This is a genomic window from Streptomyces sp. NRRL F-5650, assembly GCF_000721365.1.
GTDB lineage: Bacteria > Actinomycetota > Actinomycetes > Streptomycetales > Streptomycetaceae > Streptomyces > Streptomyces ardesiacus.
In genome coordinates this window covers 26819-40979 of the sequence record NZ_JOGV01000049.1, presented here as the reverse complement: position 1 = coordinate 40979, position 14161 = coordinate 26819, and the positions used below count along the sequence as shown (strand labels likewise).

The window sequence follows — 14161 nt, the reverse complement described above, 5'->3', positions numbered from 1 at the left end:
GTCAGCGCCGGGTGCCGGTGCCGACGAGGGTGCGCTCGTACGGGTCGAGGATCACGCCCTGTACGGAGTCGGCGACGCCGGTGATGACGCGCTGGTGCACGAGCGGCACGACGGCGTCACTGCCGAGGACGCGGGCCTCGGCTGCCATGGCGGCGTCCTGCCGCTTCGCGGTGTCGGCGATCTTCTCGGCGGCGGCGACTGCGCGGTCGACGCCCTTGTCGCAGAGCTGGGCGATGTTGAAGCCGCCGTCGCAGGTGTAGTCGCCGGCCAGGACGGCGACGGGGTCGCCGGTGTCGAGGAGGGTGTTGCGGGCGAGCACGAAGGCGTCGAACTTCCCGTCGAGGGCGTCTGCTTCGAGCCGCGAGTACTCCCGCACGGTGAGCTTGACGGTGAACCCGGCCTTCTCCAACTGCTGCTTGACGACCTGGGCGACCTCGGGCAGCTCGGGCCGGTTGTCGTAGGTGGCGAGGGTGATGGTGTCGCCGCTCCCGGGCCTCTTGGCCGCCGCCCGTCCGACGGGCGCGGTCCGCTTGCCCTCGGCCCAGGTGACGGCGGGCCCGTAGATGCCGGCGCCGGGATCGGCGTACCCCTCGTAGACGTCCTTGGCGAACACGGAGGTGTCCAGGGCGGCACGGGCGGCGGCCCGCAGCCCGGGGTCCTTGAAGGTCCCCGACGAGGCGTTGAGCAGCAGGCTGGTGGTCCGGGTGGTGGCGGTGTCGCGCCGGGTCTTCTCGTCGAGCGAGGCGGCCTGGGCGACCGGAACGGCCTCGGCGATGTCCAGCTCCCCGGTCCGCAGGGCGTTGGCGCGTGCGGTGCCGTCGGCGATGAAGCGGGCGTCGATGCCGGAGGCCTGGGCGCGGCCGCCCCAGTAGTCGTCGAACCGGTCGAGGGAGGCGGAGGTGGCGCCGTTGACCTTGGTCAGCTCGAAGGGCCCGGTGGCGTGGCCGACGGGGTCGACGCGGCCGTCCTTGCCGTAGGCGTCCTCGGACAGGATCGCGAGGCTGGGGCTGGTCAGCCGCAGGGGCAGCACGGGGTCGGGCTCGGTGGTGGTGATCCGGACGACCCGGTCGCCGCCCGCCTCGGCGCTGAGGGTGACGCCGGAGAGGGCGGCGGGCGCGGGCTTGGCGCCGGTGGCCCGGGTGAGGGACGCGGCGACGGCGGCCGGGGTCACGTCGCCGCCGTCCTGGAAGGCGGCGTCGCGGAGCGTGAACTCCCAGGTCTTCTCCCCGTCCCGCCGCCAGGACTCGGCGAGCGCGGGCGCGGCGGAGCCGTTGGCGTCCAGTGCGGTGAGGCCCTCGGTGACCCCGAGACGGCTGAGCAGGGTGGCGTCGGCGCCGTACGGGGACAGGTTCTCGGCGGGCGGGAAGGCTAGCGCGACGCGCAGGCGGGCCCCGTCGCCCCCACCGCCGTCCCCGGACGCGGAGTCGTCGCCGCCTCCGGAGGCGAAGCAGCCGGCCATCAGCGGGACGAGCAGGAAGGGGGCGAGCAGCCGGGGGCGGCGGAGGGAGCGCATGGTCCTCGGATCGATCGGTTCGGGGGTACGGGCGGGTCGGCCGGGCGGACGGGGCGGACGTGGGCGCGGGTGCGGCAGAGCACCCGGAAGCCTACATGAAAACGATTTTCACGCCTAGCCGACCCGGGCCGGGACGGGCAGCGGCACATCGAAGTGCACGATCCCCTGTCCGCCCCCCGCGTCCTCCCGCTCGTCGTGCACGACCTTGGCCAGCGAACGCCAGAACGGCTCGGCCCCGGTGACGGCGGGATCGGTGTGCAGGTACACGGCCCGGTATCCCCCGTCGGCGGCGGCGAACGCCAGCAACTCCTCGACGAGCCGACGCGCGAGCCCGCGCCGCCGGTGCTCGGGCCGCACGTACACCCTCCGCAGTTGCGCGGTCACCCCGGAGGGGAACCGCTCGGCGACGTGCGCGGGGTTCGGGGGGTGCGCGGGGCCTCGGGAGTCGAGAGCACCGGTGGCGACGACCTCGCCGTCCCGCCCGTCCACGGCGACGAGGAGCGTGTGCCGCTCGGGGGTCAGGTAGGCCCCGGCCGGGTCGATGATGTCGCCGTGCCAGCGGGGGACGTATCCGGTACCGAAGTCGCGGTAGACGGTGTCGAGCATGACGGCTCGGGCGGCGTCGAGATCGACGGGGCTTGCTGTCCGGATGCTGTAGTCACTGTGGCGCACTTGCACATGGTACGCATTAAGCGGAAGCCCTGGTCCAGGGCCCCCTGCGGCGGAACCGCCCCCACCACCCCGGCTTACCGATGATTTCCGCGACGGCCGGCAGTCGTTGAGGGTGAGAGAGCAAGGAGGCTGCCATGTCCGTGCAACGGCCGACCGCCACGCACCCCACGACCGAGCTCGACGCCCGCTACAGTTCGGCGCTCAATCCCCGCCCGGGCGCCGACGACGTGAGCGCCACTCCCTGGGCCGAGGCCCGGCGGCGGCTGGCGGCCGCCGAGATCTTCTGGGTCGTCACGACGCGTCCCGGCGGCGGGCCGCACGTCACGCCCGTGATCGCGGCGTGGCACGACGGTGTGCTGTATTTCTCCACCGGGCCGGGCGAGCAGAAGGCCCGCAACCTGGCACAGGACGCGCACTGCGCCTTGGTCACGGGCGGGAACGCGCTGACCGAGGGGTTCGATCTCGTCGTCGAGGGCGAGGCGGAACGGGTCAGTGATCCCGCACTGCTGGAGGAGGTCATCGGGGCGCACGAGGCGAAGTACGGGGCGCACATCACCTCGTCGGAAGGCACCTTCCACGGCATGGGGGACTCCCTGCGGAACGGAGACGCGGTGCTGTTCGCGGTCACCCCGGTCACGGCGTACGGGTTCGGGCGGGACGACGGGGTCTACAGCCATACCCGGTGGACGTTCTGAGCCACCGGCACCGCGACGGGCTCCGTTCCCGGCGTCGATGCGGATCACCCGCCGTCGACACCCAACGCGCCCAGCAGCATCGGCAGCGACGCGTGCAGTTCGCGTTCCCAGTAGGCCCAGCCATGGGTTCCCGGGCCGTAGAAGTTGGTCGTGACGTGGCGCGCGCCCACGCGCTTCAGCTCGGCCGCGAGCGCCTGGTTCTGGCGGTTGAAGTCGGCCTCCAGGGCGCTCGTGGCGCCGGGCGGGTCGAGGGGGCCGGTGGTGCCGTCGCCGCAGGAGAGGTAGACCGGGAGGGACCTCAGGCGTTTCGCGAGGTGGAAGGGGTCGTGGGCCTGCCAGATCCGGCGTTGGGCGACCGGGTCGCCCCAGACGCGGAGCGGGTCGTTGTCCTGGCCGGCGAAGAATCCCAGGATGCGGTCGGTCGACTCGTCGTTCAGGAGGGGGTGGGCGGAACCCGAGTACGCCGCCGTCGCCTTGAACATCCCGGGGTGCCGGGCGGCGTAGAGCAGGGCGCCCTGGCCGCCCATGGAGAGGCCGGCGACCACCCGGTCGGGCCCGGCGCCCCAGTCGCGTTCCAGCATCCGGCGCAGTTCCTTCGTGTGGAAGGTCTCCCATGCCGGGTCGCCGCCCCGGCCGTGGTTCCACCAGTCGCTGTACCAGCCGTTCCAGCCGGCCTCGGGCATCACGACCAGGACGTCGCGCAGGCTGTCGGTCTCCGCCACGTCCGTCATGTTGGTCCACGACGTGTAGTCGCCGCAGCAGCCGTGCAGGAGCCAGAGGGTGGGCCAGTGCTGCCGGTCGTGGGGGTTCCAGCCGTCGGGAGTGAGCAGGCGCACCTCGACCGTCCGGCCGCCCAGGGCCGCCGACCGTACCGACAGGTCGACCTGCCGGTCCGCGACCCGGGTGACGTCGACCACCTCCGCACCGGGACGGGTGGTCTGGTGCGGCGCGCCCGCCAGTGCCGGGGCGGTCGGAGTGAGGACGGCCAGCAGGACGGCCAGGACCAGGAGGACTCTGGCGCGCCGGGTGCGCGGCACTGTGGGCACGTTCGCGAACACGGCGGCTCCCTGGGTGGGTTGCTGGTGACGGTGTTGCGAAGGCGTGGTGCGGTGTGCCGGTCGGGGGCGGGCCGGTGCCCCCGTGGAGGGACCAGCCGTGTGTCGCCCAGGCCCGTGCTGCGCACAAGTATCGGCCGGTTCCGGCGCGCGTCAAGGTCGCCCGGCGGGCGCGGACCGGCCCGCCGGGCGACTCACGCTGCTCAGGGGACCCGCGCCACGCCCACGTAGAAGCCGCTGCGCTCCTGCACCGGCGCCGGTTCCTCCCGGTACCACTCCGTCGCGAACACCAGGCCGGGCGCGACGAGTTCGAGTCCCGCGAAGAAGGGCGCGACCTCGCTGCGGGTACGCATCCGCAGCGGGATCGCTCCCTTCGCCGATGAGGACGATCAGTTCGGTGTCGGGGTCCTCCTGGAAGGCGGCGAGGCAGTCGACGTGGCTGGTGCCGACGACCGGGTCGCCGCCGATGCCGACGCAGGTCGAGAAGCCGGTGTCGCGCAGTTCGTGCATGAGCTGGTAGGTGAGCGTGCCCGACTTGGAGACCAGGCCGATGCGGCCGGGCTTGGTGATGTCGGGCGGGATGATGCCCGCGTTGGACTGGCCGGGGGTGATCAGGCCGGGGCAGTTGGGGCCGATGACGCGGGTGCCCCTGGCCTTGGCGTGGGCGGTGAGGGCGACGGCGTCGTGGACGGGGATGCCCTCGGTGATGACGACGGCGAGGCCGATGCCCGCGTCGGCGGCCTCGACGGCCGCGGCCCTGGCGAAGGCGGGCGGCACGAAGACCACGGTGACGTCGGCGCCGGTGTGCTCGATGCCCTCGCGGACCGAGCCGAAGACGGGAACGGCACGGTCGTCGAAGTCCACGGTGCGGCCGGCCTTTCGGGGGTTGACGCCGCCGACGACGTCGGTGCCGGCGGCCAGCATGCGACGGGTGTGCTTCATGCCCTCGGCGCCGGTCATGCCCTGGACGAGGACCTTGCTCTCCTTGGTGAGGTAGATCGCCATGTCGTCCTGGCTCCTTATCCGGCGGTGGCTGCCGCGGTGGCGAGCCGGGCGGCCCGGCGGGCGGCGTCGTCCATGGTGGTGGCCTGTTCGACCAGGGGGTGCGCGCGTGCGTCGAGCAGGGCCCGGCCCCGGGCGGCGTTGTTGCCGTCGAGGCGTACGACGATCGGCTTGGTCGGCCGTACCTCGTCGAGGGCGCGGACGATGCCGTCGGCGACGGCGTCGCAGGCGGTGATGCCGCCGAAGACGTTGACGAGGACGGACTTCACGCCGGGGTCGGAGAGGACGACGGACAGCCCGTCGGCCATGACGCGGGCGGAGGCGCCGCCGCCGATGTCGAGGAAGTCGGCGGGGCGGGCGCCGCAGCCGGCGACGACGTCGAGGGTCGACATGACCAGCCCGGCGCCGTTGCCGATGACGCCGACCTCTCCGTCGAGCTTGACGTAGTTGAGGCCCTTGGCGGCGGCCCGTTCCTCCAGCGCGTCGCAGGGCACCGGCTTCTCCTCGCCCCAACGGGACTGGCGGAAGCGGGCGTTGTCGTCCAGCGTGACCTTGCCGTCGAGGGCCACGATGCGGCCCTCGGCCGTCCTGACCAGCGGGTTGACCTCGACCAGGAGGGCATCCTCGCGGACCAGGACCTGCCACAGCCGCACCAGGGTGTCGACGGTCTGCGGGGGCAGTCCGGCGGCGTCGGCGATGCGCACCGCGGTGGCCGTGTGCACACCCGTGGCGGGGTCGACGGGGGTGCGCGCCACGGCCTCGGGCCGCGTGGCGGCGACCTCTTCGATGTCCATGCCCCCTTCCGCGCAGGCGATCGCGACGAAGCCGCCGGACGCGCGGTCGAGGACGTAGGAGACGTAGAACTCCCGCTCGACGGCGCAGGGTTCGGCGAGCATGACGGCGTCGACCGGGTGTCCCTTGATGTCCATGCCGAGGATGTGCCGGGCCGTCTCCTCGGCCTCTGCCGGGTCGGCGGCGAGGCGCACTCCGCCGGCCTTGCCGCGCCCGCCCGTCCTCACCTGCGCCTTGACGACGGCGCGTCCGCCGAGTGCGCGGGCGATTTCCCGGGCCCGTTGGGGCGAGTCGGTGACCTCGGCCCTCGGCACCACGATGCCGTGTTCCTCGAAGAGTTCCCTTGCCTGGTGTTCGTACAGGTCCATTTCGGCTCCTGACTGAAAGTGCCGCACGCCCCCTGGACACCACCCACCGGATGCGGGATAACAAGCTTCATACAGTATTCGTCGACTGTATGCAATGTACGCGAGAGCGCCCCAACCCCTCGTGAAGGGACAGGACTTCGCCATGCCCGACGACACCCAGGACGTCATCTCCGGCGGCCACCTCGTTGCCAAGGCACTCAAGTCAGAGGGGGTCGACCGCATCTACACGCTGTGCGGCGGCCACATCATCGACATCTACGACGGCTGCGTCGACGAGGGAATCGAGGTCGTCGACGTACGCCACGAGCAGGTCGCCGCGCACGCCGCCGACGGATACGCCCGTATCACCGGCAAGCCCGGCTGCGCCGTGGTCACCGCGGGGCCGGGCACCACCGACGCCGTCACCGGGGTCGCCAACGCCTTCCGCGCCGAGTCGCCCATGCTGCTGATCGGTGGTCAGGGCGCCCACACCCAGCACAAGATGGGCTCGCTCCAGGACCTGCCGCACGTCGACATGATGACGCCGATCACCAAGTTCGCGGCGACCGTGCCGGACACCGCGCGCGCCGCGGACATGGTGTCGATGGCGTTCCGCGAGTGCTACCACGGCGCTCCGGGGCCGTCCTTCCTGGAGATACCCCGCGACGTGCTGGACGCCAAGGTGCCGGCGGAGAAGGCGCGGGTGCCGAAGGCCGGGGCCTACCGTGCGTCCACCCGCTCGGCCGGTGACCCGGAGGCCGTCGAGCAGCTCGCCGACCTGCTGGTGCACGCCGAGAAACCGGCCATCCTGCTCGGCAGCCAGGTGTGGACGACCCGGGCCACCGGAGCCGCCGTCGAACTGGTCCGCACGCTCAACGTCCCCGCGTACATGAACGGCGCGGGCCGCGGGACCCTGCCGCCCGGCGACCCGCAACACTTCCAGCTCTCGCGCCGCTACGCCTTCTCCCACGCCGACGTGATCGTGATCGTCGGCACGCCCTTCGACTTCCGCATGGGCTACGGCAAGCGGCTCTCCCCGGACGCGACCGTCGTCCAGATCGACCTCGACTACCGCACCGTCGGCAAGAACCGCGACATCGACCTCGGCATCGTGGGCGACGCGGGACTGGTCCTGAAGTCGGTGACCGAGGCCGCGTCCGGACGGATCAACGGGGGCGCGGCGAAGCGCAAGGAGTGGCTGGACGAGCTGCGCGCGGCCGAGCGGACGGCGCTGGACAAGCGGCTGCCGCAGCTCAGGTCGGACGCCTCCCCCATCCACCCGTACCGGCTGGTCAGCGAGATCAACGACTTCCTCACCGAGGACTCGGTCTACATCGGCGACGGCGGCGACATCGTCACCTTCTCCGGGCAGGTCGTGCAGCCCAAGTCACCGGGCCACTGGATGGACCCGGGGCCGCTGGGCACGCTCGGGGTCGGCGTCCCCTTCGTGCTGGCCGCCAAGCAGGCGCGGCCCGACAAGGAGGTCGTCGCCCTCTTCGGCGACGGCGCCTTCTCGCTCACCGGCTGGGACTTCGAGACCCTGGTCCGCTACGACCTCCCCTTCGTCGGCATCGTCGGCAACAACTCCTCGATGAACCAGATCCGCTACGGCCAGGCCGCCAAGTACGGCAAGGAACGCGAGCGGGTCGGCAACACCCTCGGCGACGTGCCCTACGACGAGTTCGCCCGGATGCTGGGCGGCCACGGCGAGGAGGTCCGCGACCCCGCCGACATCGGCCCCGCGCTGCGCCGGGCCCGTGAGTCCGGCAAGCCGTCCCTGATCAACGTCTGGGTGGACCCGGACGCGTACGCCCCCGGAACCATGAACCAGACGATGTACAAGTGAGGTGAACGCCCATGACAGCGAAGGCTCTTGAGGGCATCCGCGTCCTGGACATGACGCATGTGCAGTCCGGGCCCTCGGCGACCCAGTTGCTCGCCTGGCTCGGTGCGGACGTCGTGAAGCTGGAGGCGCCGAGCGGCGACATCACGCGGAGGCAGCTCCGCGACCTGCCGGACGTCGACTCCCTCTACTTCACGATGCTCAACTGCAACAAGCGGAGCATCACCCTCAACACCAAGACCGAGCGCGGCAAGGAGATCCTCACCGAGCTGATCCGCCGCTCGGACGTCATGGTCGAGAACTTCGGACCGGGCGCGGTGGACCGGATGGGCTTCACCTGGGACCGCGTCAAGGAGATCAATCCACGGATCGTCTACGCCTCCGTCAAGGGGTTCGGCGAGGGCCCGTACACGGACTTCAAGGCGTACGAGGTCGTCGCGCAGGCCATGGGCGGATCGATGTCCACCACCGGCTTCGAGGACGGGCCGCCGCTGGCGACGGGGGCCCAGATCGGGGACTCGGGCACGGGCGTCCACGTCGTGGCGGGCATCCTCGCCGCCCTCTACCAGCGGGAGCACACCGGACGCGGTCAGCGGGTGAACGTGGCCATGCAGCACGCGGTGCTCAACCTCTGCCGGGTGAAGCTGCGCGACCAGCAGCGCCTGGCCCGTGGTCCACTCGCCGAATATCCCAACGAGGACTTCGGCGACGAGGTTCCCCGGTCCGGCAACGCGTCCGGCGGCGGGCAGCCGGGATGGGCGGTCAAGTGCGCGCCGGGCGGCCCCAACGACTACGTGTACGTGATCGTCCAGCCGGTCGGCTGGCGGCCGCTGAGCGGGCTGATCGGCCGGCCCGAGCTGGCGGACGACCCCGAGTGGGCGACCCCGCAGGCCAGGCTGCCGAAGCTGAACAAGATGTTCCAGCTCATCGAGGAGTGGTCGTCCACCCTGCCCAAGTGGGAGGTGCTGGAGCGGCTCAACGCCCACAACATCCCGTGCGGTCCGATCCTGTCCACGAAGGAGATCATCGAGGACGACTCCCTGGTCGCCAACGAGATGGTCGTCACCGTCCCCCACCCCGAGCGCGGCGAGTTCGTGACCGTGGGCAGCCCGCTCAAGCTCTCCGACTCCCCCGTACAGGTGACCAGTTCGCCACTGCTCGGCGAGCACAACGAGGAGGTCTACGTCGGCGAGCTGGGCCTCGGCGACGAGGAACTGCGGCTGCTCAAGTCGAACGGGGTGATCTGAGGTGATGGCCGAGGACCGGCGCGCGCGGGTGCGCGCGCTCCTGGACGCCGTACACGCCGAGGGGCGCACGGCGCTCACCGCGCCCGAGGGCAAGGTGCTCGCCGACGCCTACGGCATCGCCGTACCCGGCGAGGAGCTGGCGCGGGACGTCGAGGAGGCGGTGGCGGGCGCGGCGCGGTTCGGCGGGCCGGTGGTGATGAAGATCGTCTCGCCGGACATCCTGCACAAGACCGACGCCGGCGGTGTGGTCGTCGGGGTCGAGGGCGCGAGCGACGTACGGGAGGCGTTCCGCCGGATCGTCGACAACGCGCGCGCGTACGACGCCACCGCGCGGATCGAGGGGGTGCAGGTCCAGGAACTGCTGCCCGAGGGACAGGAGGTCATCGTCGGGGCGGTCACCGACCCGACGTTCGGGAAGGTGGTGGCGTTCGGGCTCGGCGGCGTGCTCGTCGAGGTCCTCAAGGACGTCACCTTCCGGCTGGCTCCCGTGGACGCCGACGAAGCGCTGTCCATGCTGGACTCGGTCCGGGCGGCCGAGGTGCTGCGCGGGGTGCGCGGGCAGGCGGGGGTGGACCGGTGGGCGGTCGCGGAGCAGATCCGCCGGGTCTCCGAACTGGTCGCCGACTTCCCGGAGATCGCCGAGGTGGACCTGAACCCCGTGATGGCCACGCCCGAAGGTGCGGTCGCCGCCGACATCAGGGTGATCCTGGCGACCGACACGCCGAAGGAACGGCGCCGGTACACGCGCGAGGAGATCCTCACCTCGATGCGCCGCCTGATGCAGCCGTCCTCGGTCGCGGTGATCGGCGCGTCGGGCGAGCCGGGGAAGATCGGCAACTCGGTGATGCGCAACCTCGTCGACGGCGGCTTCGCGGGCGAGATCCACCCGGTGAACCCGAAGGCCGACGACATCTTGGGCCGCAAGGCGTACAAGAGCGTCACCGACGTTCCCGGCGAGGTGGATGTGGCGGTCTTCGCGATCCCCGCGCGGTTCGTGGCGGCGGCCCTGGAGGAGGTGGGACGCAAGCGGATCCCCAACGCCGTCCTCATCCCCTCCGGCTTCGCCGAGACCGGTGAGCAGGCGCTCCAGGACGAGATCGTGGCGGTCGCCGAGCGGCACGGCATCCGGCTGCTGGGCCCGAACATCTACGGCTACTACTCGACCTGGCAGGACCTGTGCGCCACGTTCTGCACGCCGTACGACGTCAAGGGCGGCGTCGCGCTGACCTCGCAGTCGGGCGGCATCGGTATGGCCGTCCTGGGCTTCGCGCGGTCGACGAGAACCGGTGTGTCGGCGATCGTGGGCCTCGGCAACAAGTCGGACCTGGACGAGGACGACCTCCTGACCTGGTTCGGCGAGGACCCGCACACCGAGTGCATCGCCATGCACCTGGAGGACCTCAAGGACGGCCGCGCCTTCGTCGAGGCCGCGCGGGCGACCGTGCCGAGGAAGCCGGTCGTGGTGCTCAAGGCGGGCCGTACGGCGGCGGGCGCCAAGGCCGCCGGGTCCCACACCGGGGCGCTCGCCGGGGACGACGCCGTGTACGACGACATCCTGCGGCAGGCCGGCGTCATCCGGGCGCCGGGGCTGAACGAGATGCTGGAGTACGCGCGCGCGTTGCCGGTGCTGCCCACCCCGAAGGGCGACAACGTGGTGATCATCACCGGGGCGGGCGGCAGCGGGGTGCTGCTCTCCGACGCGGTGACGGACAACGGGCTGTCGCTGATGGAGATACCGCCGGACCTGGACCGGGCCTTCCGCGCGTTCATCCCGCCGTTCGGCGCGGCGGGCAACCCGGTGGACATCACCGGAGGCGAGCCGCCGTCGACGTACGAGGCGACGATCCGGCTCGGTCTGGAGGACCCGCGCATCCACGCGCTGGTCCTCGGCTACTGGCACACCATCGTCACGCCTCCCATGGTGTTCGCCGAACTCACCGCGCGCGTGGTGGCCGAGTTCCGCGAACGCGGCGTCGAGAAGCCGGTCGTGGCCTCCCTCGCCGGTGACGTGGAGGTGGAGGAGGCGTGCCAGTACCTCTTCGAGCGCGGGGTCGTGGCGTACCCGTACACGACCGAGAAGCCGGTGGCCGTCCTCGGGGCCAAGTACCGCTGGGCGCGCGCCGCGGGGCTGTTGGGGGGCGGTTCATGACGTGAGACGGCGAGGGGCCGGGCGACGGGTGCGCGTCGGCCGGCCCCGGGGACCCGCGCGCGCACGAAAGGCATTGGACAGGGGGCGCTGGCCAGAACTTTCGACGCTAGGGGTGCAATGACATGACAACCACCGATGTCACACGGGTCGCCGGCTACCGGGAGGTGACCGACAGGAACGGGCGCGTCTACCGCGTGGGCGAGTCCGACATCGACATCATGGGGCGCAAGCGCAAGTGGATGGTGATCCTGCCCTGGATCGGCATGATGGGCATCTCCTCCGCCGAGTACGCGTTCGCGTCCGCCGAGGACACGCTGCACGAGGCCCACCACTGGTCCAGCGGCAGCATCTACTGGATGATGACCGCCTGGGTGTTCTGCCAGGCGGCCGTGGCGTTTCCGGCCGGACGACTGCGTGAGAGCGGCAGGCTGCCCGCGCGGTGGGCCATGATGCTGGGCTCGGGCGGTACGCTCCTCGGCTATCTGTCGCTGGCGTTCGCGCCGCACGTCGCGCTCGCCTTCATCGGGTTCGGCGTGTTCAGCGGCATGGGTGCCGGCATGGTGTACGCGACCTGCGTCAACATGGTCGGCAAGTGGTATCCGGAACGCAGGGGCGGCAAGACCGGCTTCGTCAACGGCGGTTTCGCCTACGGTTCGGTCCCGTTCGTCTTCATCTTCCACGGCTACATGGACGGCTCCAACTTCCGCTGGGTGCTGGTCTCGGCGGGCGTCCTGCTCGCCGCGATGGTGGCGGTCGCGGGCTTCTACTTCCGGGACCCGCCGAAGAACTGGTGGCCGGCCGCGATCGACCCGCTGAACCCGCCGGAGGACCCGCGGGCCCGGCGTTCGCTCGCGAAGAACCCCCCGGCCGTCAAGCAGTACTCCCCGCTGGAGGCCTGGCGGACCCGGCCGGGTGGCGCTGATGTGGTTCTGCCTCGCCTGCACCTCCGGCGTGAACATCTTCGGTATCGCCTTCCAGGTCGACATCGGTGAGGAGGCGGGCTTCGCCGCCGGTGTGGTGGCCACCGCGATGTCGCTGAAGGCGATCGTCAACGGCACCGGCCGCGGTGTCATCGGCTGGCTCTCCGACCTGTACGGCCGCAAGCAGTGCCTGCTCTACGTGTGCGCGATCCTGGGTCTCGCCCAGTTCGGCATCATTCTGGCGGCCGAGATCAAGAACCTGCCGCTGTTCCTGCTGTTCTCCGGCATCTCCGGTTTCGGCGGCGGGGCCATCTTCCCGATGTTCGCGGCGCTGACGGCGGACTACTTCGGTGAGAACAACAACGCCGCCAACTACGGGATGGTCTACAGCTCCAAGCTGGTCTCCGGCCTCGGCGCCGGCATGGGTTCCGTGGTCGTCGGTGCCTGGGGCTACAACGGCGCCTACACCCTCGCGGGGTCCATCTCGATCTTCGCCGGGATCGTGGCACTCTCCCTGCGCCCGCCGGGGCGGCCGAAGAACAAGCACGTCACGCCCAACCCGCGGCCGCTCGGCGAGGGATGAGGCAGGGCACGGCACGGCCTCCCTCGCACGGACCGGGCGGCCCCTCCCCCGTACGAGGAGGGGCCGCCCGGTCCGTGTCGTGGTGCCGGAGGCTCAGTGGCGCCGCTTGCGCAGGGCCGCCAGGCCGTCGTAGCTGATCTTGGCCTCCCGCAGCGACTGGGAGGGATCGGTGGCGCTCGGGGAGTTGTCGTCCTCGACCATCGGGTTGTGGTAGTTCCGCTGGCCGACCCTGGAGAAGAACGTCGTGTAGTCGATGACGCCCGTCCCGAAGGGCACCATGTCGTAGCCCATGCCGTTGGTGGTGCTCACGACGCCGTCCTTGGCGTGGAACAGCGGGTAGCGCCGGTTGTGGCGGACGACGAGGCCCGCCGGGTCGAAGACGTTCTTCCTGGTGGAGCCGTCGTGGGCGGTGTACTCGTGGAACTTGTACTGGGCGACGTGCGCCCAGAAGATGTCCATTTCCAGCCAGACGACCTTGGGGTCGGTGACCTTGAGGAAGTACTCCAGCTTCCGGATGCCCGAACTGCGGGTGGGCCTTCCCTGGTCGTCCAGCGGCCCACCGTCGAGCAGGAAGCCGTAGGCGCTGTCGTGGTTGTGGGTGTAGAGCTTGATGCCCTCGCGGTGGGCGATGGCGCCGAGGGCGTTCCACTTGTCGGCGGCCACGTCCCAGTCGGCGCGGTAGGAGCTGCCGGTGGGGTCGCCGCCGGTGCCCATGTGGTCCATGCCGAGGATGTTGGCGATCTCGAGGTGCTTCTTGAAGGTGTCCTTGTCCGCCGCGGTCAGCGGCCAGGAGGACGGGATGAAGCCGTGGTTGCCCTGGGCGCGCAGACCGTATTCGTCGAGCCAGGAGCGCAGCAGCCGGGCGCCCTCGACGGACTCCAGGCTGGCGCCGCCCGGCGCGTTGGCGTGCTGGTTGTAACCGGCGAACTCCACCTGGCGGTAGCCGTGCCGGGACAGTTGCTTGAAGACCTCGCGGAAGCCGGAGGGCAGGTCGGAGGCGAGGGGGTCGCGTGCGGTGGCGTCACGGACGGTGTAGAGGATGATGCCGCGCTTGTCCGCCGGAACGAGGACCTGGCCCTGGCCCTGGCCGTGCCCGTGGTCGTGGTCTCTGTCCCGGCCGTGGGCGAGGGCCGGGGAGGCTCCGAAGACGGGGGCCGCGACGGCACCGGCCGCCACGGCGGTGCAGGTGCTGAGGAAACGGCGCCGGTTGACGCCGAGGGAGCGGCGCAGGCTCTCGCCCGGACCGTCGGCGGAGGGGTCGGTGCCGGCGTCGGAGCGGGAGGGGTCGGTGAACGGGGTCACGGGTGCCTGCCTTCTGGGTCGTGGCCTGCGCCGATGCGGCT

General features: G+C 71.4%; 10 protein-coding genes and 2 pseudogenes. 5 read left to right on the top strand and 7 right to left on the bottom strand.

Annotated features, from left to right (window positions below; genetic code table 11):
* Nucleotide 1 precedes the first annotated feature (1 nt).
* A complete protein-coding gene (locus tag IG88_RS0131865) occupies nucleotides 2-1513 on the bottom strand; it encodes an ABC transporter substrate-binding protein (RefSeq protein WP_031048833.1) in 1512 nt (503 codons plus the stop codon).
* A gap of 114 nt (nucleotides 1514-1627) precedes the next feature.
* Entirely contained in the window at nucleotides 1628-2185 is a 558-nt protein-coding gene (locus tag IG88_RS0131860) for a GNAT family N-acetyltransferase (protein ID WP_031048831.1), read from the bottom strand.
* A 134-nt stretch (nucleotides 2186-2319) separates the two neighbouring features.
* Between IG88_RS0131860 and IG88_RS0131855 the strand changes: the two genes are divergently transcribed.
* Nucleotides 2320-2880, top strand: coding sequence for a pyridoxamine 5'-phosphate oxidase family protein (locus tag IG88_RS0131855; RefSeq protein ID WP_031048830.1), 561 nt, complete (start codon nucleotides 2320-2322; stop codon nucleotides 2878-2880).
* A gap of 44 nt (nucleotides 2881-2924) precedes the next feature.
* Here the strand turns inward: IG88_RS0131855 and IG88_RS0131850 are convergent, their stop codons facing one another.
* From IG88_RS0131850 to sucC, 4 genes and pseudogenes are all read right to left on the bottom strand, one after another.
* Nucleotides 2925-3938 (bottom strand): alpha/beta hydrolase, encoded by a 1014-nt coding sequence (locus tag IG88_RS0131850; RefSeq protein WP_031048829.1) that lies wholly within the window; start codon nucleotides 3936-3938, stop codon nucleotides 2925-2927.
* 200 nt (nucleotides 3939-4138) lie between these two features.
* The gene (locus IG88_RS41910; RefSeq protein ID WP_234332388.1) at nucleotides 4139-4288 is read right to left on the bottom strand and encodes an SAM-dependent methyltransferase; all 150 of its coding nucleotides are present in this window, start codon (nucleotides 4286-4288) and stop codon (nucleotides 4139-4141) included.
* 12 nt (nucleotides 4289-4300) lie between these two features.
* Nucleotides 4301-4940 (bottom strand): annotated as a pseudogene (locus tag IG88_RS0131845) (CoA-binding protein); the annotation flags it as partial.
* A gap of 14 nt (nucleotides 4941-4954) precedes the next feature.
* A complete protein-coding gene (gene sucC / locus IG88_RS0131840; RefSeq protein ID WP_031048823.1) occupies nucleotides 4955-6097 on the bottom strand; it encodes an ADP-forming succinate--CoA ligase subunit beta in 1143 nt (380 codons plus the stop codon).
* A gap of 142 nt (nucleotides 6098-6239) precedes the next feature.
* Here sucC and IG88_RS0131835 point away from each other — a divergent pair, with 142 nt between their 5' ends.
* The 4 genes and pseudogenes from IG88_RS0131835 (at nucleotide 6240) to IG88_RS39295 (ending at nucleotide 12818) form a co-directional block, all read left to right on the top strand.
* A complete protein-coding gene (locus tag IG88_RS0131835) occupies nucleotides 6240-7922 on the top strand; it encodes a thiamine pyrophosphate-binding protein (protein ID WP_031048820.1) in 1683 nt (560 codons plus the stop codon).
* An 11-nt stretch (nucleotides 7923-7933) separates the two neighbouring features.
* The gene (gene frc, locus IG88_RS0131830) at nucleotides 7934-9166 is read left to right on the top strand and encodes a formyl-CoA transferase (protein WP_031048818.1); all 1233 of its coding nucleotides are present in this window, start codon (nucleotides 7934-7936) and stop codon (nucleotides 9164-9166) included.
* A gap of 4 nt (nucleotides 9167-9170) precedes the next feature.
* Entirely contained in the window at nucleotides 9171-11315 is a 2145-nt protein-coding gene (locus IG88_RS0131825) for an acetate--CoA ligase family protein (protein WP_031048817.1), read from the top strand.
* Between the two features lie 122 nt (nucleotides 11316-11437).
* Nucleotides 11438-12818, top strand: a pseudogene (locus IG88_RS39295) (OFA family MFS transporter).
* Nucleotides 12819-12911: 93 nt separating this feature from the next.
* On the opposite strand, the gene IG88_RS0131815 reads toward IG88_RS39295, so the two are convergent.
* The gene (locus tag IG88_RS0131815; protein WP_031048814.1) at nucleotides 12912-14120 is read right to left on the bottom strand and encodes a sugar phosphate isomerase/epimerase family protein; all 1209 of its coding nucleotides are present in this window, start codon (nucleotides 14118-14120) and stop codon (nucleotides 12912-12914) included.
* Nucleotides 14121-14161 lie beyond the last annotated feature (41 nt).

What these genes read in the sequence shown, in the direction of transcription:
- IG88_RS0131865 (WP_031048833.1), bottom strand. Translation starts at nt 1,513, where the DNA reads ATGCGCTCCCTCCGCCGCCCCCGGCTGCTCGCCCCCTTCCTGCTCGTC.
- IG88_RS0131855 (WP_031048830.1), top strand. Translation starts at nt 2,320, where the DNA reads ATGTCCGTGCAACGGCCGACCGCCACGCACCCCACGACCGAGCTCGAC.
- IG88_RS41910 (WP_234332388.1), bottom strand. Translation starts at nt 4,288, where the DNA reads ATGCGTACCCGCAGCGAGGTCGCGCCCTTCTTCGCGGGACTCGAACTC.
- sucC (WP_031048823.1), bottom strand. Translation starts at nt 6,097, where the DNA reads ATGGACCTGTACGAACACCAGGCAAGGGAACTCTTCGAGGAACACGGC.
- IG88_RS0131835 (WP_031048820.1), top strand. Translation starts at nt 6,240, where the DNA reads ATGCCCGACGACACCCAGGACGTCATCTCCGGCGGCCACCTCGTTGCC.
- frc (WP_031048818.1), top strand. Translation starts at nt 7,934, where the DNA reads ATGACAGCGAAGGCTCTTGAGGGCATCCGCGTCCTGGACATGACGCAT.
- IG88_RS0131825 (WP_031048817.1), top strand. Translation starts at nt 9,171, where the DNA reads ATGGCCGAGGACCGGCGCGCGCGGGTGCGCGCGCTCCTGGACGCCGTA.